Source organism: Quadrisphaera setariae (assembly GCF_008041935.1).
In the GTDB taxonomy this organism is placed as follows: Bacteria; Actinomycetota; Actinomycetes; order Actinomycetales; family Quadrisphaeraceae; genus Quadrisphaera; species Quadrisphaera setariae.
In genome coordinates this window covers 386,430-401,061 of record NZ_VKAC01000003.1, presented here as the reverse complement: position 1 = coordinate 401,061, position 14,632 = coordinate 386,430, and the positions used below count along the sequence as shown (strand labels likewise).

Sequence of the window (14,632 nt, the reverse complement as noted above, 5' to 3'; positions counted from 1 at the left end):
GGTCATCGCGTGGTGTCCTTCGGTGAGTTCCCTAGGCAGGTCTCACTGACATCGCGCGGTGACCGTTCAACTTGATCGCTACGCCGTCGTCAACGAAGACGACCGCGTTGATCACCGGGAGCGGCTCCGGGATCTACACCACTTCACGGGACGTGACTCACCTCTGGCCAGACAGCGACGACCGGACGCGCCAAGCAGTAGACGAGGTACTGCTCCGCCCTAGCGCGCCGTTGCGCGCGGACTCGGCTACGGGAGACGAGCCGGCCACGGGCGCTTCTGACGCCTGATCAAGCTTATTTGTCAGCACAAACTTGGGTGTAGTCATTCGACAGCGGAGAGTAGTGAGGACAATCTGAGGACGAGCCGGTGACCTGCGGAGGCATCTCCGCAGGTCACCGGCCGTTTTACGGACGAGTCAGCCTGTACGCCGGGTCCTGTCCCCGCGGCCGGCGAGCCGGTCGCGGGGGGCGGCCATCCATCTCGGGACGGCGTTGCCGCCGTCCTCGTCGCTCCCGTCCCACGAGGGGCCGGTCGCAGTCGCGGCCTACCCGGGAGCTCGGGCGGGCAGCCCTCGGACGCTCCCTGTCTGGCCTTGCTCCGGGTGGGGTTTGCCGAGCCACCCCCGTCACCGGGGGTGCTGGTGGTCTCTTGCACCACCGTTTCACCCTTGCCCCAGCCGCTCCGGCGGACCGGAGCCGCCGTGGCGGTCTGTTCTCTGTGGCACTTTCCCGCGGGTCACCCCGGGTGGGCGTTGCCCACCACCCTGCCCTGCGGAGCCCGGACGTTCCTCGGCGGCGGACCCCTCGCGAGGCCCCCCGACGCGGCCGCCCGGCTGGCTCGTCCGCACGTGCAGCCTAGACGAGCCCCGCACAGGATCGCGCACTACTGTTCCCGCCCGTGCTCCTGCTGCTACCCCCCTCGGAGCGCAAGCTCCCCGCCCGTGCCGGGCGGGCCAGCGCTCCGGTGGACCTGGCGTCGCTCTCGTGGCCGGAGCTGGCCGCCGCGCGCGAGCGCGTGCTCGAGGCCGCGGCAGCCGTCTCGGACGACCCGGCCGCCCTGGGCGTGAGCGCCTCCCTCGCCGACGAGGTGGCGCGCAACGGCCGCTGGCGCACCGAGCCCGCGCACGCGGCGGCGAAGGTCTTCACCGGCGTGCTCTTCGAGGCGCTGGGCCTGGCCTCGCTGCCGAAGGCGGCCGCTGCCCGTGCCGCCGAGCGGGTGCTGGTGGTCTCCGCCGCCTACGGGCTGCTGCGGCCCGTCGACCGCGTGCCCGCGCACCGCCTCTCGATGGGCACCGACCTGCCGGGCGTGGGCAGCCTGGCCGCCCACTGGCGCCCCCTCCTGGCCCCGCTGCTCGACGCCCTGGTCGGCGAGCCCGGGCAGGTGGTGCTCGACTGCCGCTCGGCCGCCTACGCCGCCGCCTGGAAGCCGTCGCGCACCCTGGCGGAGAAGGTGGTGGCGGTCCGCGTGTTCCGGGAGGCACCCGGCCCTGACGGCCCCGTCCGCACGGTGGTCAGCCACGACGCCAAGCGCACCCGCGGCGAGCTGGCGCGCCACCTGCTCCTGCGCCGCAAGGAGCCAGACTCCCCCGAGGCCCTGGCGGCCGCCGCGGCGGAGGCCTTCGAGGTGGAGCTGGTGCCCCCGGCCCCCGGCCGCGTGCGCCACCTCGACGTCGTCCTGCGGGGTGCGGCGTGAGCCCCGCGCCGCAGAGGGCCGAGCACACCGCTGAGGACGACGACGAGCGCCGCCGCACCGCGTCCTGGGCGACGCCCTGGCGCTGGCTCCCCGACGGTGCGCTCGTGCCGCTGCTGGCGGTGCTCGCCTCCGCCGTCGTCCTGCTCACCGGCGCCCTCACGCTCGGCCAGGCCGGCGCGCTGGTCGGCCGCACGTGGAGCGTGCTGGTGTTCCTGCTGGCCGCCGCGGTGCTGGCGGAGCTGGCCGGCAAGGCCGGCGTCTTCGAGGTGGCGGCCGTCTGGGCGGCCCGCCACGGCGGTGGACGCACGTGGCGGCTGTGGCTGCTCGTCGTCGCCATCGCGGTGGCCGCCACGGTGACGCTCAGCCTCGACACGACGGCCGTGCTGCTCACCCCGGTGGTGCTGGCGCTGGCCCGCCGGACCGGTGCGCCGGCGTCCGTTGCGGCGCTGCTGGCCCTGACGTGCGCGTGGCTGGCCAACACCGCCTCGCTGCTGCTGCCGGTCTCCAACCTCACCAACCTGCTCGCTCTCGACGTGCTGGAGGGAGGGCCCGCCGGTGGTGGGGTGCCGGCGTTCGCCGCGCTGACGTGGCGTCCGGCGGTGGCGGCCGTGGTGGCCACCGTCGTCGTCCTGGCGGTGCTCCACCGGAGAGCGCTGCGCACGAGCTACTCCCCTCCGCAGCCCGCCGAGGTGGCCGACCCCGTGCTGCTCAAGGTGGCGGCGGCCGTCGTGGTGCTCGTGCTGCCGGCGCTGGCCGCGGGACTGGAGCCGTGGGCGGTGGCGGGCACCGCCGCGCTGGTGCTGGCCGCGGTGTTCGCCGTGAGGAAGCGGTCTGCGCTGTCCCGGGAGATGGTGCCGCTGCCGCTGGCGATCTCCGTGCTGGGCCTGTTCGTGCTGGTGGAGGCGCTGAACCAGCACGGCCTCACCGGCGCCCTGGCCGCCGTGGCGGGCCAGGGCGAGGGGTTCACCGAGCTGCTGCGACTGGCGGCCACCTCAGCCGCCGCCGCCAACGCGGTCGACAACCTGCCCGCCTACCTGGCCCTCCAGCCGCTGCTGTCCCCCGACGACCCGCTGCGCACCGCCGCGGTGCTCGTCGGCGTCAACGCCGGACCGCTCATCACGCCGTGGGGGTCGCTCGCGGTGCTGCTGTGGGCGCGCGCCTGCCGGGCCGAGGACGTGCCCGTGCGGTGGGGCCGGTTCGCCCTGCAGGGTCTCGTGCTCGTGCCGGTGGTGCTGGTCGCGGCGGTCGGCGCGCTGGTCCTCTGAGGGCGTCCGCTCGCCCCGCCTAGGCCATCTGCGCGCTGCGCCGACGGGCGAGGACGTACCCGACGGCGACCGACCCGGAGATCGCGAGGAGCGACGGCACGAGGATCTCCGTGCCCCGCTGGGTGAACTCGAGCACGAGCACGAGCGCCGTGAAGGGCGCCCGCATGGTGGTGGCGAGGAACGCCGCAGCGCCGACGAAGGCGAAGGCGGCCAGCGACGAGGTGCCGGTCGGCCACAGGAGCAGCCACAGCCCGCCGAGGCCACCGCCCACCGCGGAGCCGACCGCGATGGACGGCGTGAGGGTGCCGCCGACCGCGCCGGCACCGATGGTCACCGCGGTCGTCGCGGCCTTCGCGAGGCCGAGGACGAGCAGGAGCAGGACCGGGGCGAGCCCCAGCACCGCGCGGTCGTCGAGCGAGGCGTTCATGGCGACCAGCCCGGTCGCCCTGCCGTTGCCGAGGACCTCTGGGAACCAGATCGACACCAGCCCGACCAGGGCGAACGCCACCGGGAGCACGACGAGCACGCGCCACCCCCTCGGCGCGGCGCCCTGCAGCCGGTTCGTGACCTTCACGAAGCCCACACCGGCGAGGCCCAGGACCGGCCCGACGAGGACGGACCACACCACGAGGGAGTTCGACAGCGGCATCGCCGGCACGTGGTAGAGCACCTCGTCGGGGATCACCAGCCGCGAGACGAACGCCGCCACCGCGCTGGTGGCGAACGCGGGGAGCGCGGTGGCGAACGAGAGCTCGCCGAGCAGGACCTCGACGGCGAACAGCGCACCACCGAGGGGGACGTCGTACACGGCCGCGAGACCGGCCGCGGCGCCGCACGCGACGAGGATCCGCGCCTCCCGCGCGGTCAGGCCGGCGCGGGCGGTGACGAGCTGGGCGAGCCAGGCGCCGACCTCGCGCGGCGCCACCTCCTTGCCGATCGACGCGCCGAGCCCGACGGCGAGGATCTGCGTGCCGGCGTTCGCGACGGTCGCGACGCCCGGCATCCGCCGGCCCGAGACCGCCGCGGTCACGGACACGACGGGCTCCGCCCATCGCCGCAGCGCCCACCACGCCACGGCGGTGAGCACACCGGCAGCGGCGACCGCCGCCACGCGGTTCCACGCGGGAGCGTCGGCCGCCTCGAGGTGCCCGCCGTACGGGAACCCGAACGCCACGCGCTGGATGAGCTGGAGGGCGAGCCAGACCGCGATGCCGGCGACACCACCGGCGACGCCCACCAGGCCGGTGACGACGGCGAGCCGGAACGCCCAGAAGGGGGTGGCGTGGCCGCGCACCGGCTAGGACTGCCGCCAGGGCAGACCCTCAGCGCGCCACCCGCGGGCGCCGCGGTGGCCCTGGTGGTCGAGGTCGCCCTCGAAGCCGTCGAGCACGTTGAAGGAGCGCAGCCACCCGGCGCGCGCAGCGCCGTCCGCGGCGGCCACCGAGCGGTGGCCCGAACGGCAGAGGAACAGCACCTGCGCGTCCTTGGCGGCCACCCCCTCGAGCTGGGTGAGGAACTGCGCGTTGTGGGCGCCGTCGGGGAAGCTCGTCCACTCCAGCGCCACCACCCGGCGGCCCAGCTCGGACAGGTCCGGCAGGCCCACGAAGACCCACTCCGCCTGGGTGCGCACGTCCACGAGCACCGCGCCGGGGTCGGCCGCGAGCGCCTCCCACGCCTGGCGGGGCGTGAGGTCTCCGGTGCGGGGCGTGAAGGCGCTCATCAGCCCAGCTCGGGGTCGGCCGCCCGCGGGACGCGGACGAGGATCCTGTCGCACTCCTCGCACTGCACGACGGCGTCCGGAGCGGCGTTCGTGACCTGTCCGCGGAACGGGCCGGTGAAGGGCAGGCGGCAGCCGCCGCAGCTCTCCCCCACCACGGCGGCGGCGCCGAGCCCGTCGCGCTTGGCGCGGACCTGCTCGTAGAGCGCCACGAGGCCCTTGTCGAGCTGGCCGATGGCGCCAGCGCGCTGGGCGCCGACCCGCTCGTGCTCCTCGCGGGCGGCGGTGAGGGCGGTGTCGCGGGCGGCCACCAGCGCGGCGCGCTCGCCGGCCAGTCCGGCGGAGCGCTGCTCGAGGACGGCGACGGCCTCCGCGGCGGCCTCCTGGCGCTCCATGACCTCCAGCTGGGAGTCCTCCAGGCTGCGCAGCCGGCGGGTCAGCGCCTCGGCCTCGGCCAGCAGCTGCTGCAGCTCCTTGGCGGGGGTGCCACCGGCGGCCAGGCGGGCGGAGGTGCGCTCGGCGCGGGCGCGGACCTGGTCGACCTCGGTCTCGGCGCGGGTGGCCTCGCGCTCGATGTCGGAGGCGACCGTGCGGGCGGCCACCAGCTCGTCGCGCAGGGTCCGCTCGGTGGCGTCGAGCGCTGCGACGCGGGCGTGCTCGGGCAGGGTCCGCGCGCGGTGGGCGATCTGGGCCAGGCGCGTGTCCAGCGCCTGCACGTCCAGCAGGCGGCGCTGGTCGTTCGCGGGGGCGGTGGTCGGGCTCATCGGGCGGTCCCAGTGGGCGAGGGCACGTGGAAGCTCCAGGGGTCGGACGACCGCACGGACACGGACGTGGTGATGGACAGGCCGCGCTCGGCGAGGGCGGAGGTGAGGCGCTCGGCGGCGCCGTGCAGCCAGGGCCACTCGCTGGCCCAGTGGGAGACCTCCACCAGGGCTGTCTGCGGCGCCTGCTCGCGGGCCTCGGAGGCGGGGTGGTGGCGCAGGTCGGCGGTGACGAAGGCGTCCACGCCGGCGGCGCGGACGTCGGCGAACAGCGAGTCTCCGGCGCCGCCGCACACGGCCACGCGCTCCACGCGGGCATCGGGGTCTCCCGCCACCCGCACGCCGCCCGCGGTGCCCGGCAGGGCCTGCGCCACCTGCTCGGCGAAGGCGCGCAGCGGCAGCGGCTGCTCCAGGCGCCCCACCCGGCCCAGGCCGAGGGAGGCGTCGTGGGAGGCGGGGACGAGCGGCTCGAGGTCCACCAGGCCGACCACGCGGGCCAGGGCGTCGGAGACGCCGGGGCGGGCGGAGTCGGCGTTGGTGTGCGCCGTGACCAGGGCGACGCCGGAGCGCACCAGCCGGTGGACCAGGCGCCCCTTCGGGAAGGTCGCGGCCACCGTGGAGGTGCCGCGCAGCAGCAGCGGGTGGTGCGCCAGCACCAGCTGCGCGCCCTCCGCGACGGCCTCGTCGACGACGTCCTCCACCGGGTCCACCGCCAGCAGCACCCGCTCGACAGGAGCGTCGGGGTCACCGCAGACCAGGCCCGGGCGGTCCCAGTCCTCGGCCCAGGCCGGCGGGTACAGCTCGTCCAGGACGGCGACGACCTGCGCCAGCGTCGGGGTGCTCACGTCCGCGAGGGTAGTGGGGTGGGCCCGGCCGGGTTCGAACCGACGACAGCCGCGGTGTAAACGCGGTGCTCTACCAGCTGAGCTACAGGCCCTGGCTCCTCGTCGCGCCCTAGCGGCGGCCGCGGCCGCTGACGAGGCGGATCGCCGTCCAGTCCGGGGAGGGCTTGACGGTGGACGTGGCGAACAGCCCCGCGGTGGGGGCGGCCTCCTCGACGTCGGAGGGCCGCACGTGACCGGGGCTGCCGGCCTTGGGCGTCAGCAGCCAGACCACGCCGTCGTCGGCGAGGGAGACCAGCGAGTCGACGAGGGCGTCGACGAGGTCGCCGTCGTCCTCGCGCCACCACAGCAGCACCGCGTCGACCACGTCGACGTCGTGCTCGTCCAGCATCTCGGCGCCGATGAGGTCCTCGACCTCGTCGCGCAGGTCGTGGTCGACGTCGTGGTCGTAGCCGCGCTCCTGCACGGCCTGGCCCGCCTTCAGGCCCAGCCGCACCGCCCCGTCCGTGGCGGGTGCCCCCGCGGTCTCGCTCACGCTCGATCTCCCCCCGTGTGGTGCCGCCTCCCGCGGACACCTCTGCCGCGCTGCCGTGCACCAGCTCCTGGCTGGCCGCCCGAACGCTACCGCCTCGCACCCCCGGGGAGCGGCACTAACCTGGCGGGATGGCGCGCTCGAGCCCCCGACGGCCGGTCCTGCGCCTCGACGCGGCGCTCGGCACGGCCGTCCGCCGCCCCGACTCCCTCGCCGCGGAGGAGCCGCTGGAGGTGCGCGTGCGCGCGCTGGACGCGCCGGCCGCGGAGCCCGTCGTCGTGACGATGAGGACCCCCGGCGACGACGTCGACCTCGCGATCGGCTTCCTGATGACCGAGGGCCTGCTCACCGGCCCCGACGACGTCGCGGCGGCCGTGCACTGCGGAGACCCCGACCCCGCCGACGAGCACGGCCTCAGCTCCATGAACGTCATGGAGCTGACGCTGCGCCCGGGCGTGCCCGCTCCCGACCTCGAGGGCCGCCGCACCTTCGGCATGACCTCCGCGTGCGGGGTGTGCGGCAGCGCCAGCATCGACGCCGTCTCCCGCCGCAGCCGGCACGACCTGCGCGAGGACCCCACCAGCGTGGCCCCCGAGGTGCTGCTGTCCCTGCCGGACCGGCTGCGCGAGGCGCAGCGGGTCTTCGCCCGCACCGGCGGCCTGCACGCCGCCGGGCTCTTCACGCGCTCGGGCGAGCTGCTCGCCGTGGCCGAGGACGTGGGGCGCCACAACGCCGTCGACAAGGTGCTCGGGCGTGCGGCCCGCGAGCGGCTCGCCGGCGGCTGGCCGCTGCGCGGGACGGTGCTGCAGGTGAGCGGACGGGCCTCCTTCGAGCTGGTCCAGAAGGCGTGGTGCGCGGGCGTGCCGCTGCTGTCCGCCGTCTCGGCGCCGTCGTCGCTCGCCGTCGACCTGGCGCACCGGGCCGGCATGGGGCTGGCCGGCTTCGTCCGCGCCCCGCGGCTCAACGTCTACGCCGGTGAGGAGCGCTTCGCCCCCCTGGACGCCGCCGCCGTGTGACCACGAGCACCGCCGTCGGGGCGGGGGGTGAACATCCCCGGCGGGGAGGGCAGGATGGAGGGGCCCCGACGCGGCCCTGCAGCGCTCCACCTCGCGCCCGCACGGAACGCCGGGAGCCCGCGGCGCCACCCGCCGCGGGGACGACGAGCGATGTGGAGACCAACGTGGCACCACGCGACGAGGTCGCTGAGCTGGGAGCCCTCGCAGGCCCCCTGCACCAGACCGACGCCGACCCCGAGGAGACCGGTGAGTGGCTCGGGTCCGTCGACGGCCTGGTCGAGGCCCGCGGCGGCGACCGCGCCTCCTTCGTCCTGCGCAGCTCGCTGGTGCGCGCGCGAGAGCTGGGCGCCCCGGTCCCCGGGCTGATCTCGACCGACTACGTCAACACCATCCCGCCGCAGGACGAGCCCGACTTCCCCGGTGACGAGGCCGTCGAGCGCCGCTACCGCGCCTGGAACCGCTGGAACGCCGCGGTGATGGTGCACCGCGCGCAGCGCCCGGGCATCGGTGTGGGCGGGCACATCTCCACCTACGCCTCCTCGGCGACGCTGTACGAGGTCGGCTTCAACCACTTCTGGCGCGGCCCGGAGCACCCCGGCGGCGGCGACCACGTCTTCATCCAGGGCCACGCCTCCCCCGGCACCTACGCCCGCGCGTTCCTCGAGGGCCGCCTGTCCGAGGACGACCTCGACGGCTTCCGCCAGGAGCTCACCTCCCCCGGCCGGGGGCTCCCCAGCTACCCGCACCCGCGCCTGATGAAGGGCTTCTGGGAGTTCCCCACGGTCTCCATGGGCCTGGGCCCGGCGAACGCGATCTACCAGGCGCAGTTCGACAGGTACCTGCACAACCGCGGCATCAAGGACACCTCCGAGCAGCACACCTGGGCGTTCCTCGGCGACGGCGAGATGGACGAGCCGGAGAGCCGCGGCCTGCTGCAGCTGGCCGGCTACGAGGGCCTGGACAACCTGACCTTCGTCGTCAACTGCAACCTGCAGCGCCTCGACGGCCCGGTCCGCGGCAACCACAAGATCATCCAGGAGCTGGAGTCGTTCTTCCTGGGCGCCGGCTGGAACGTCATCAAGGTGGTGTGGGGCCGCGAGTGGGACCCGCTGCTGGCCAAGGACACCGAGGGCGCGCTCGTCGGGCTGATGAACCGCACCCTCGACGGCGACTACCAGACCTACCGCGCCGAGGACGGCTCCTTCATCCGCGAGCACTTCTTCGGCCGTGACGAGCGCACCGCCAAGCTGGTCGACGGCATGACCGACGACCAGATCTGGTCCCTCAAGCGCGGTGGTCACGACTACCGCAAGGTCTTCGCGGCCTACCAGGCGGCCACGGCCAGGAACGGCAAGCCGACCGTCATCCTCGCCAAGACCATCAAGGGCTACGGCCTGGGCAAGCACTTCGCGGGCCGCAACGCCACGCACCAGATGAAGAAGATGACGCTGGAGGACCTCAAGGCCTTCCGCGACGGCCTGAAGATCCCGGTGACGGACGCCCAGCTCGAGGCCGACCCGTACCGCCCGCCGTACTACCACCCCGGACCGGACGCGCCGGAGATCCAGTACCTGCAGGAGCGCCGCAAGGCCCTCGGCGGGTACATCCCCAGCCGCCGCACGTCCTCGAAGGCGCTGAAGCTGCCGGGCGACTCGGCCTACACCGTGGTGAAGCGCGGCTCGGGCAAGCAGCAGATCGCCACCACCATGGCGTTCGTCCGCCTGCTCAAGGACCTCATGCGCGACAAGGAGTTCGGCCCCCGCGTGGTGCCGATCATCCCCGACGAGGCCCGCACCTTCGGGATGGACTCGTTCTTCCCGACCGCCAAGATCTACAACCCGGAGGGCCAGCAGTACACCTCCGTCGACCGCGAGCTGATGCTCGCGTACAAGGAGTCGACCTCTGGGCAGATCCTGCACCTGGGCATCAACGAGGCCGGGTCCGCCGCGGCGTTCCAGGCGGCGTCGACGTCGTACGCCACCCACGGCGAGCCGATGCTGCCGGTCTACATCTTCTACTCGATGTTCGGCTTCCAGCGGACCGGTGACGCCTTCTGGGCCACCGCGGACCAGATGGGCCGGGGCTTCCTCCTGGGCGCCACCGCCGGTCGCACCACGCTGACCGGCGAGGGCCTGCAGCACGCCGACGGGCACTCGCTGCTCCTGGCGTCCACCAACCCCGCGGTGGTCGCCTACGACCCGGCGTACGCCTACGAGATCGGGCACATCGTCCGCGACGGCCTCGAGCGCATGTACGGCGAAGGCTCCACCGAGGTCCAGGCCAGCGAGTCCGACCGCAAGAACCTCGGTCAGGTCCAGCTGCGCGACCCGAACGTCTTCTACTACATCACCGTCTACAACGAGCCCATGGTCCAGCCGGCCGAGCCGGAGGACGTCGACGTCGAGGGCATCGTCAAGGGGATCCACAAGATCGCCCCGGCGCCCTCGGGCGAGGAGGGTGCACCCCGCGTGCAGCTGCTCGCCTCCGGCGTGGGCGTGCCGTGGGCGCTGGAGGCCCAGGAGCTGCTCGCGAAGGACTTCGGCGTGCTGGCCGACGTCTGGTCGGTCACCAGCTGGAACGAGCTGCGCCGCGACGGCCTGGCCTGCGACGAGGCGGCGTTCACCAACCCCGCCGAGGAGCCGCCGGTGCCGTTCATCGCCCAGCAGCTCGCCGACGCTCCCGGCCCCGTCGTCGCCGTGTCCGACTGGATGCGCGCCGTGCCGGACATGGTCCGCCAGTGGGTGCCGAACGAGTACGTCTCGCTCGGCGCCGACGGCTTCGGCGTGTCCGACACCCGTGCGGCCACCCGCCGGCACTTCCACATCGACGGGCCGAGCATCGCCTACCGGGCGCTGCAGGTGCTCGCCCGCCGCGGTGAGGTGGACCGCGGGCTGCCGGTGAAGGCCTACGAGCAGTACCGCCTGGACGACGTCACCGCCGGCACGTCCGGCAACGCGGGCGGCGACGCCTGACGCTCGCCGTCTCCGACCTTCCCGGGGGCCGGCTCGGACCGCACGCGCTGCGGTACGAGCCGGCCCCCGGTCCGTCTGCGGTCGCCACCCGGTCCTCACCCGGCCAGGCGTCTTGGAGGAGGTCCACAACGCCGCAGCTCCTACGCTGGCGCGGTGACCCCGACCTCCGAGGACGTGGCGCGCGCCCTGCAGGCCGCCACCGGGTCGCTGGCGGCCGCGGCCATCGCGCGCCTGGAGGAGCACCAGCCCTGGTACGCCGCGCTGGGACCGCAGGAGCGCTCCTGGGTGGGGCTGGTGGCCCAGGGCGGCATCGCGGCGTTCGTGGCGTGGTTCCGGGCCGCGGGCGAGCGGCCGCCGGTCTCGGCGGACGTCTTCGCCACCGCCCCGCGCGAGCTGGTCCGCGCCGTGTCGCTGCACCAGGCGCTGCAGCTGCTGCGGGTGGTGGTGGACGTGGTGGAGGAGCACGTCCCCGCGCTGGCCGACGGCCCCCACCGCGCCGACCTGCGGGAGGCGGTGCTGCGGTACTCGCGGGAGGTGGCGTTCTCCGCGGCGGAGGTCTACGCGCGGGCGGCGGAGGCCCGCGGGGCGTGGGACGCCCGTCTGGAGGCGCTCGTGGTGGACGCCCTCGTGCGGGGCGAGGCCGACGACGACCTCGCCACCCGCGTCGCGGCGCTCGGCTGGGCCCACGACGTGCCGGTCGCGGTGCTCGTGGGCACCCGCCCCGCCGGTGCGTCGGACGCGGTGGTGGCCGACCTGCGCCGGGCCGCGCGGACCGTGGCCGACGACGCGCTGGTGGGGCTGCGCGGCGAACGGGCGCTGGTGGTGCTGGGCGCTACCGGCGAGGACGGCCCGCTGCGGGCGGCGGAGGCCCTGGCGCCGCGCCTGGGCCCCGGGCCGGTCGTGGTGGGTCCAGTGGTGGCGGGCCTGGCAGCGGCTGGACGCTCGGCGCGCACCGCGCTGGTGGCGCTGACGGCGGCCCGGGCCTGGCCGGAGGCACCGCGGCCGGTGGCGGCCGACGAGCTGCTGCCCGAGCGGGTGCTCGCCGGGGACGCCGGCGCGCGCCGCGCGCTGGCCGACCGGGTGCACGCACCGCTGGCGGCAGCCGCTCCCGTGCTGGTGGAGACGCTCCGCGCGCACCTGGCCTCGGGCCGGTCCCTGGAGGGCACGGCGCGGGCCCTGTTCGTGCACCCCAACACCGTCCGCTACCGGTTGCGGCGGGTCGCGGAGGTCACCGGGTGGGACCCGGCGGTGCCCCGCGAGGCGTTCGTGCTGCAGGTGGGGCTGGCCGTGGGCGCGCTGGCGGAGCGGCCCGGCCGCCGCGGCGGCGCGGCGGCGCCCTGACCCGCTTTGGAGGATCCCTACAAGTTCCGGCGCAGGACTTCGTCACCCCCCGCACCGCTGCGCCTCAGCGGCACCAGGCAGGCTGGTGCGGTGCTCGCTCTCGTGTGCCCCGGTCAGGGGTCGCAGGCCCCCAGCATGCTCGCCCCGTGGCTCGAGGTCCCGGGGGTGGCCGACCGCCTCCGCTGGGCCAGCGCCGTCGTGGGTCCCGTGGGCGGCAGTGCGGACCTGCTGGCCCACGGCACCACCTCCGACGCCGAGACCATCCGCGACACCGCGGTCGCCCAGCCGCTCATCGTGGCCGCCGGCCTGGCGGCCGCGGCTGCGCTGTGGCCCGACGGCGTCACCGGCGACGTGGTGCTCGCCGGCCACTCCGTCGGGGAGCTGACCGCCGCCGCCCTGGCAGGGGCCATGACCCCGGAGGCGGCCCTCGTGCTGGTGCGCGAGCGGGGCCGCGCCATGGCCGCGGCGGCAGCCACCACCACCACCGGCATGAGCGCCGTGGTCGGCGGGAAGCCCGAGGAGGTGCTCGCGGCGATCGAGGCCGCCGGGGCCACCGCCGCCAACCACAACGCCGCGGGCCAGGTGGTGGCCGCGGGCACCGCCGAGCAGCTGGCCGCGCTCGCCGCCTCGCCGCCCGCCCGGGCCCGCGTCATCCCGCTGCAGGTGGCGGGCGCGTTCCACACCGAGCACATGGCGCCGGCGCGCGAGCAGCTGGCCGCTCTCGCCCCCGGCGTGCCCACGGCCGACCCGGTGCTGCCGCTGCTCAGCAACGCCGACGGCGCGCTCGTGGGCGACGGCCGCGACGTGCTGGCGCGCATCGTCACCCAGGTGGCCAACCCCGTCCGCTGGGACCTGTGCAGTGACGCCCTCGTCGCGCACGGGGTGACGGCGCTGCTGGAGCTGAGCCCGGCGGGTACCCTCGCCGGGCTGGCCAAGAGGGCCATGCCCGGCGTCGAGCTGCTGGCGCTGAAGGGCCCCGAAGACCTCGACGCGGCCCGAGACCTCGTCGCCCGCCACGCCACCGCCGACTCCCGGAGCGCCCTCGCATGAGCAGCACGTCCTCGCTGGTCTCCTCGACCGGCCCCGGTCACGCCCGGATCATGTCCGTGGGCGCGTTCCGCCCGCAGCGCGTGGTGACCAACGAGGAGATCTGCACCTACATCGAGTCCACCGACGAGTGGATCCGGCAGCGCACCGGCATCGAGGAGCGCCGCTGGGCGGACGCGGACACCTCCGTGGTCGACATGGCGCAGGCCGCTGCGACCGAGGCGATCGAGAAGGCTGGCCTGGCGGCCAGCGACATCGACGCGGTGATCGTCGCCACGGTCAGCCACCCGTACCAGACCCCCGCCGCCGCGGCGATCCTCACGCACCGCCTGGGCGCCACCCCGGCCGCCGCGTGGGACGTCTCCGCCGGGTGTGCCGGCTTCTGCCACGCGCTCGCCCAGGCCAGCGACCTGGTCCGCGGCGGTACCGCCCGCCACGTGCTGGTGGTCGGCGCGGAGAAGCTCACCGACTTCACCGACCTCACCGACAGGTCCACCGCGTTCCTGTTCGCCGACGGCGCGGGCGCCGTCGTCGTCGGTCCCTCCGACGCCCCCGGCATCGGCCCCACCGTGTGGGGCAGCGACGGCGGCCAGTGGGAGACCATCAAGAACAAGCGCTCCTGGCTGGAGCTGCGCGCCGCCCAGGAGGCCGGCGAGGAGGTCGTCTGGCCGGCGCTGGAGCAGGAGGGCCGGCAGGTCTTCCGCTGGGCGGTCTGGCAGATGGCCCCGGTGGCGCAGAAGGCGATCGACGCCGCGGGCATCGCCGTGGAGGAGCTGTCCGCCTTCGTGCCCCACCAGGCGAACATGCGCATCATCGACGCGATGGTGAAGCAGCTCGGCCTGCCCGAGAGCGTGCCGGTGGCCCGCGACATCGCGCAGATGGGCAACACCTCGGCGGCCTCCGTGCCGCTGGCGATGCACCGGATGCTCGCCGAGGGCCAGGCGCCCTCGGGCGGGCTGGCGCTGCTCATCGGCTACGGCGCGGGGCTGTCGTACGCCTCGCAGGTCGTCGTGCTGCCCTGACCCGCCGCGGGCGTCCAGAACCACCAGACCACAGGTCCCACCAAGACCCGGCGACGCCGGGCCGACGAAGGAGAGAACACCCATGGCGCAGTCCGAGCAGGAGATCCTGGCCGGCGTGGCCGAGCTGGTCAACGAGGAGACCGGCCTGCCCGTCGAGAGCGTGGAGATGGACAAGTCCTTCACCGACGACCTCGACATCGACTCCCTGTCGATGACCTCGATCGTCGTGCAGGCCGAGGACAAGTTCTCCGTCACCATCCCCGACGAGGACACGAAGAACCTCAAGACGGTGCGCGACGTCGTCACCTACATCCAGCAGGCCCAGGGCTGACACCGGCCCCGCGTCCGGGGGGCCCGCGCGCGCGGGCTCCCCGGAGCCGCACCACCCGCACCACCCGCTGCCGCGACCCGCTGCGGCCGCGTCA

The 14,632-nt window shown here is 75.1% G+C and carries 13 protein-coding genes, 1 tRNA gene and 1 other RNA gene; 8 read left to right on the top strand and 7 right to left on the bottom strand.

Annotation, left to right across the window (positions count from 1 at the left end; all coding sequences use genetic code 11):
• Window positions 1–407: 407 nt before the first annotated feature.
• An RNA gene (gene rnpB / locus FMM08_RS07190) (RNase P RNA component class A) lies at window positions 408–840 on the bottom strand.
• Between the two features lie 57 nt (window positions 841–897).
• On the opposite strand from rnpB, the gene FMM08_RS07185 reads away from it, so the two are divergent.
• Window positions 898–1,692, top strand: coding sequence for a YaaA family protein (locus tag FMM08_RS07185; RefSeq protein ID WP_147925637.1), 795 nt, complete (start codon window positions 898–900; stop codon window positions 1,690–1,692).
• Window positions 1,689–2,957 carry an SLC13 family permease gene (locus tag FMM08_RS07180; RefSeq protein ID WP_222710502.1) on the top strand — a complete coding sequence of 423 codons (1,269 nt, stop codon included), beginning with the start codon at window positions 1,689–1,691 and terminating at the stop codon, window positions 2,955–2,957. Before FMM08_RS07185 ends, FMM08_RS07180 begins: the two co-directional genes overlap by 4 nt.
• A gap of 19 nt (window positions 2,958–2,976) precedes the next feature.
• Here the strand turns inward: FMM08_RS07180 and FMM08_RS07175 are convergent, their stop codons facing one another.
• From FMM08_RS07175 to FMM08_RS07150, 6 genes are all read right to left on the bottom strand, one after another.
• The gene (locus FMM08_RS07175; RefSeq protein ID WP_147925636.1) at window positions 2,977–4,251 is read right to left on the bottom strand and encodes a chloride channel protein; all 1,275 of its coding nucleotides are present in this window, start codon (window positions 4,249–4,251) and stop codon (window positions 2,977–2,979) included.
• Between the two features lie 3 nt (window positions 4,252–4,254).
• A complete protein-coding gene (locus FMM08_RS07170) occupies window positions 4,255–4,677 on the bottom strand; it encodes a rhodanese-like domain-containing protein (protein WP_147925635.1) in 423 nt (140 codons plus the stop codon).
• Window positions 4,677–5,438 (bottom strand): zinc ribbon domain-containing protein, encoded by a 762-nt coding sequence (locus FMM08_RS07165; RefSeq protein ID WP_147925634.1) that lies wholly within the window; start codon window positions 5,436–5,438, stop codon window positions 4,677–4,679. The genes FMM08_RS07170 and FMM08_RS07165 overlap by 1 nt, the downstream gene beginning before the upstream one ends.
• The gene (locus FMM08_RS07160; protein ID WP_147925633.1) at window positions 5,435–6,280 is read right to left on the bottom strand and encodes a Nif3-like dinuclear metal center hexameric protein; all 846 of its coding nucleotides are present in this window, start codon (window positions 6,278–6,280) and stop codon (window positions 5,435–5,437) included. Before FMM08_RS07160 ends, FMM08_RS07165 begins: the two co-directional genes overlap by 4 nt.
• Before the next feature lie 19 nt (window positions 6,281–6,299).
• A tRNA-Val gene (locus FMM08_RS07155) sits at window positions 6,300–6,372 on the bottom strand.
• A gap of 17 nt (window positions 6,373–6,389) precedes the next feature.
• On the bottom strand, window positions 6,390–6,812 hold the full coding sequence (locus FMM08_RS07150; RefSeq protein ID WP_147925632.1) for a DUF3052 domain-containing protein: 423 nt from the start codon (window positions 6,810–6,812) through the stop codon (window positions 6,390–6,392).
• Between the two features lie 128 nt (window positions 6,813–6,940).
• Between FMM08_RS07150 and fdhD the strand changes: the two genes are divergently transcribed.
• The 6 genes from fdhD (at window position 6,941) to FMM08_RS07120 (ending at window position 14,538) form a co-directional block, all read left to right on the top strand.
• Complete coding sequence (gene fdhD / locus FMM08_RS07145; RefSeq protein WP_147925631.1) at window positions 6,941–7,825, top strand: formate dehydrogenase accessory sulfurtransferase FdhD; 885 nt, start codon at window positions 6,941–6,943, stop codon at window positions 7,823–7,825.
• A gap of 164 nt (window positions 7,826–7,989) precedes the next feature.
• Window positions 7,990–10,797 (top strand): pyruvate dehydrogenase (acetyl-transferring), homodimeric type, encoded by a 2,808-nt coding sequence (aceE, locus tag FMM08_RS07140; RefSeq protein ID WP_255472135.1) that lies wholly within the window; start codon window positions 7,990–7,992, stop codon window positions 10,795–10,797.
• Window positions 10,798–10,950: 153 nt separating this feature from the next.
• Window positions 10,951–12,138, top strand: coding sequence for a PucR family transcriptional regulator (locus tag FMM08_RS07135; RefSeq protein ID WP_255472134.1), 1,188 nt, complete (start codon window positions 10,951–10,953; stop codon window positions 12,136–12,138).
• Window positions 12,139–12,228: 90 nt separating this feature from the next.
• Window positions 12,229–13,188, top strand: coding sequence for an ACP S-malonyltransferase (locus tag FMM08_RS07130; protein WP_147925629.1), 960 nt, complete (start codon window positions 12,229–12,231; stop codon window positions 13,186–13,188).
• Window positions 13,185–14,207, top strand: coding sequence for a beta-ketoacyl-ACP synthase III (locus tag FMM08_RS07125; RefSeq protein WP_147925628.1), 1,023 nt, complete (start codon window positions 13,185–13,187; stop codon window positions 14,205–14,207). Before FMM08_RS07130 ends, FMM08_RS07125 begins: the two co-directional genes overlap by 4 nt.
• 82 nt (window positions 14,208–14,289) lie before the next feature.
• Window positions 14,290–14,538 (top strand): acyl carrier protein, encoded by a 249-nt coding sequence (locus FMM08_RS07120; RefSeq protein ID WP_109776135.1) that lies wholly within the window; start codon window positions 14,290–14,292, stop codon window positions 14,536–14,538.
• Window positions 14,539–14,632: the final 94 nt, after the last annotated feature.

What these genes read in the sequence shown, in the direction of transcription:
- FMM08_RS07170 (WP_147925635.1), bottom strand. Translation starts at nt 4,677, where the DNA reads ATGAGCGCCTTCACGCCCCGCACCGGAGACCTCACGCCCCGCCAGGCG.
- FMM08_RS07165 (WP_147925634.1), bottom strand. Translation starts at nt 5,438, where the DNA reads ATGAGCCCGACCACCGCCCCCGCGAACGACCAGCGCCGCCTGCTGGAC.
- fdhD (WP_147925631.1), top strand. Translation starts at nt 6,941, where the DNA reads ATGGCGCGCTCGAGCCCCCGACGGCCGGTCCTGCGCCTCGACGCGGCG.
- FMM08_RS07125 (WP_147925628.1), top strand. Translation starts at nt 13,185, where the DNA reads ATGAGCAGCACGTCCTCGCTGGTCTCCTCGACCGGCCCCGGTCACGCC.
- FMM08_RS07120 (WP_109776135.1), top strand. Translation starts at nt 14,290, where the DNA reads ATGGCGCAGTCCGAGCAGGAGATCCTGGCCGGCGTGGCCGAGCTGGTC.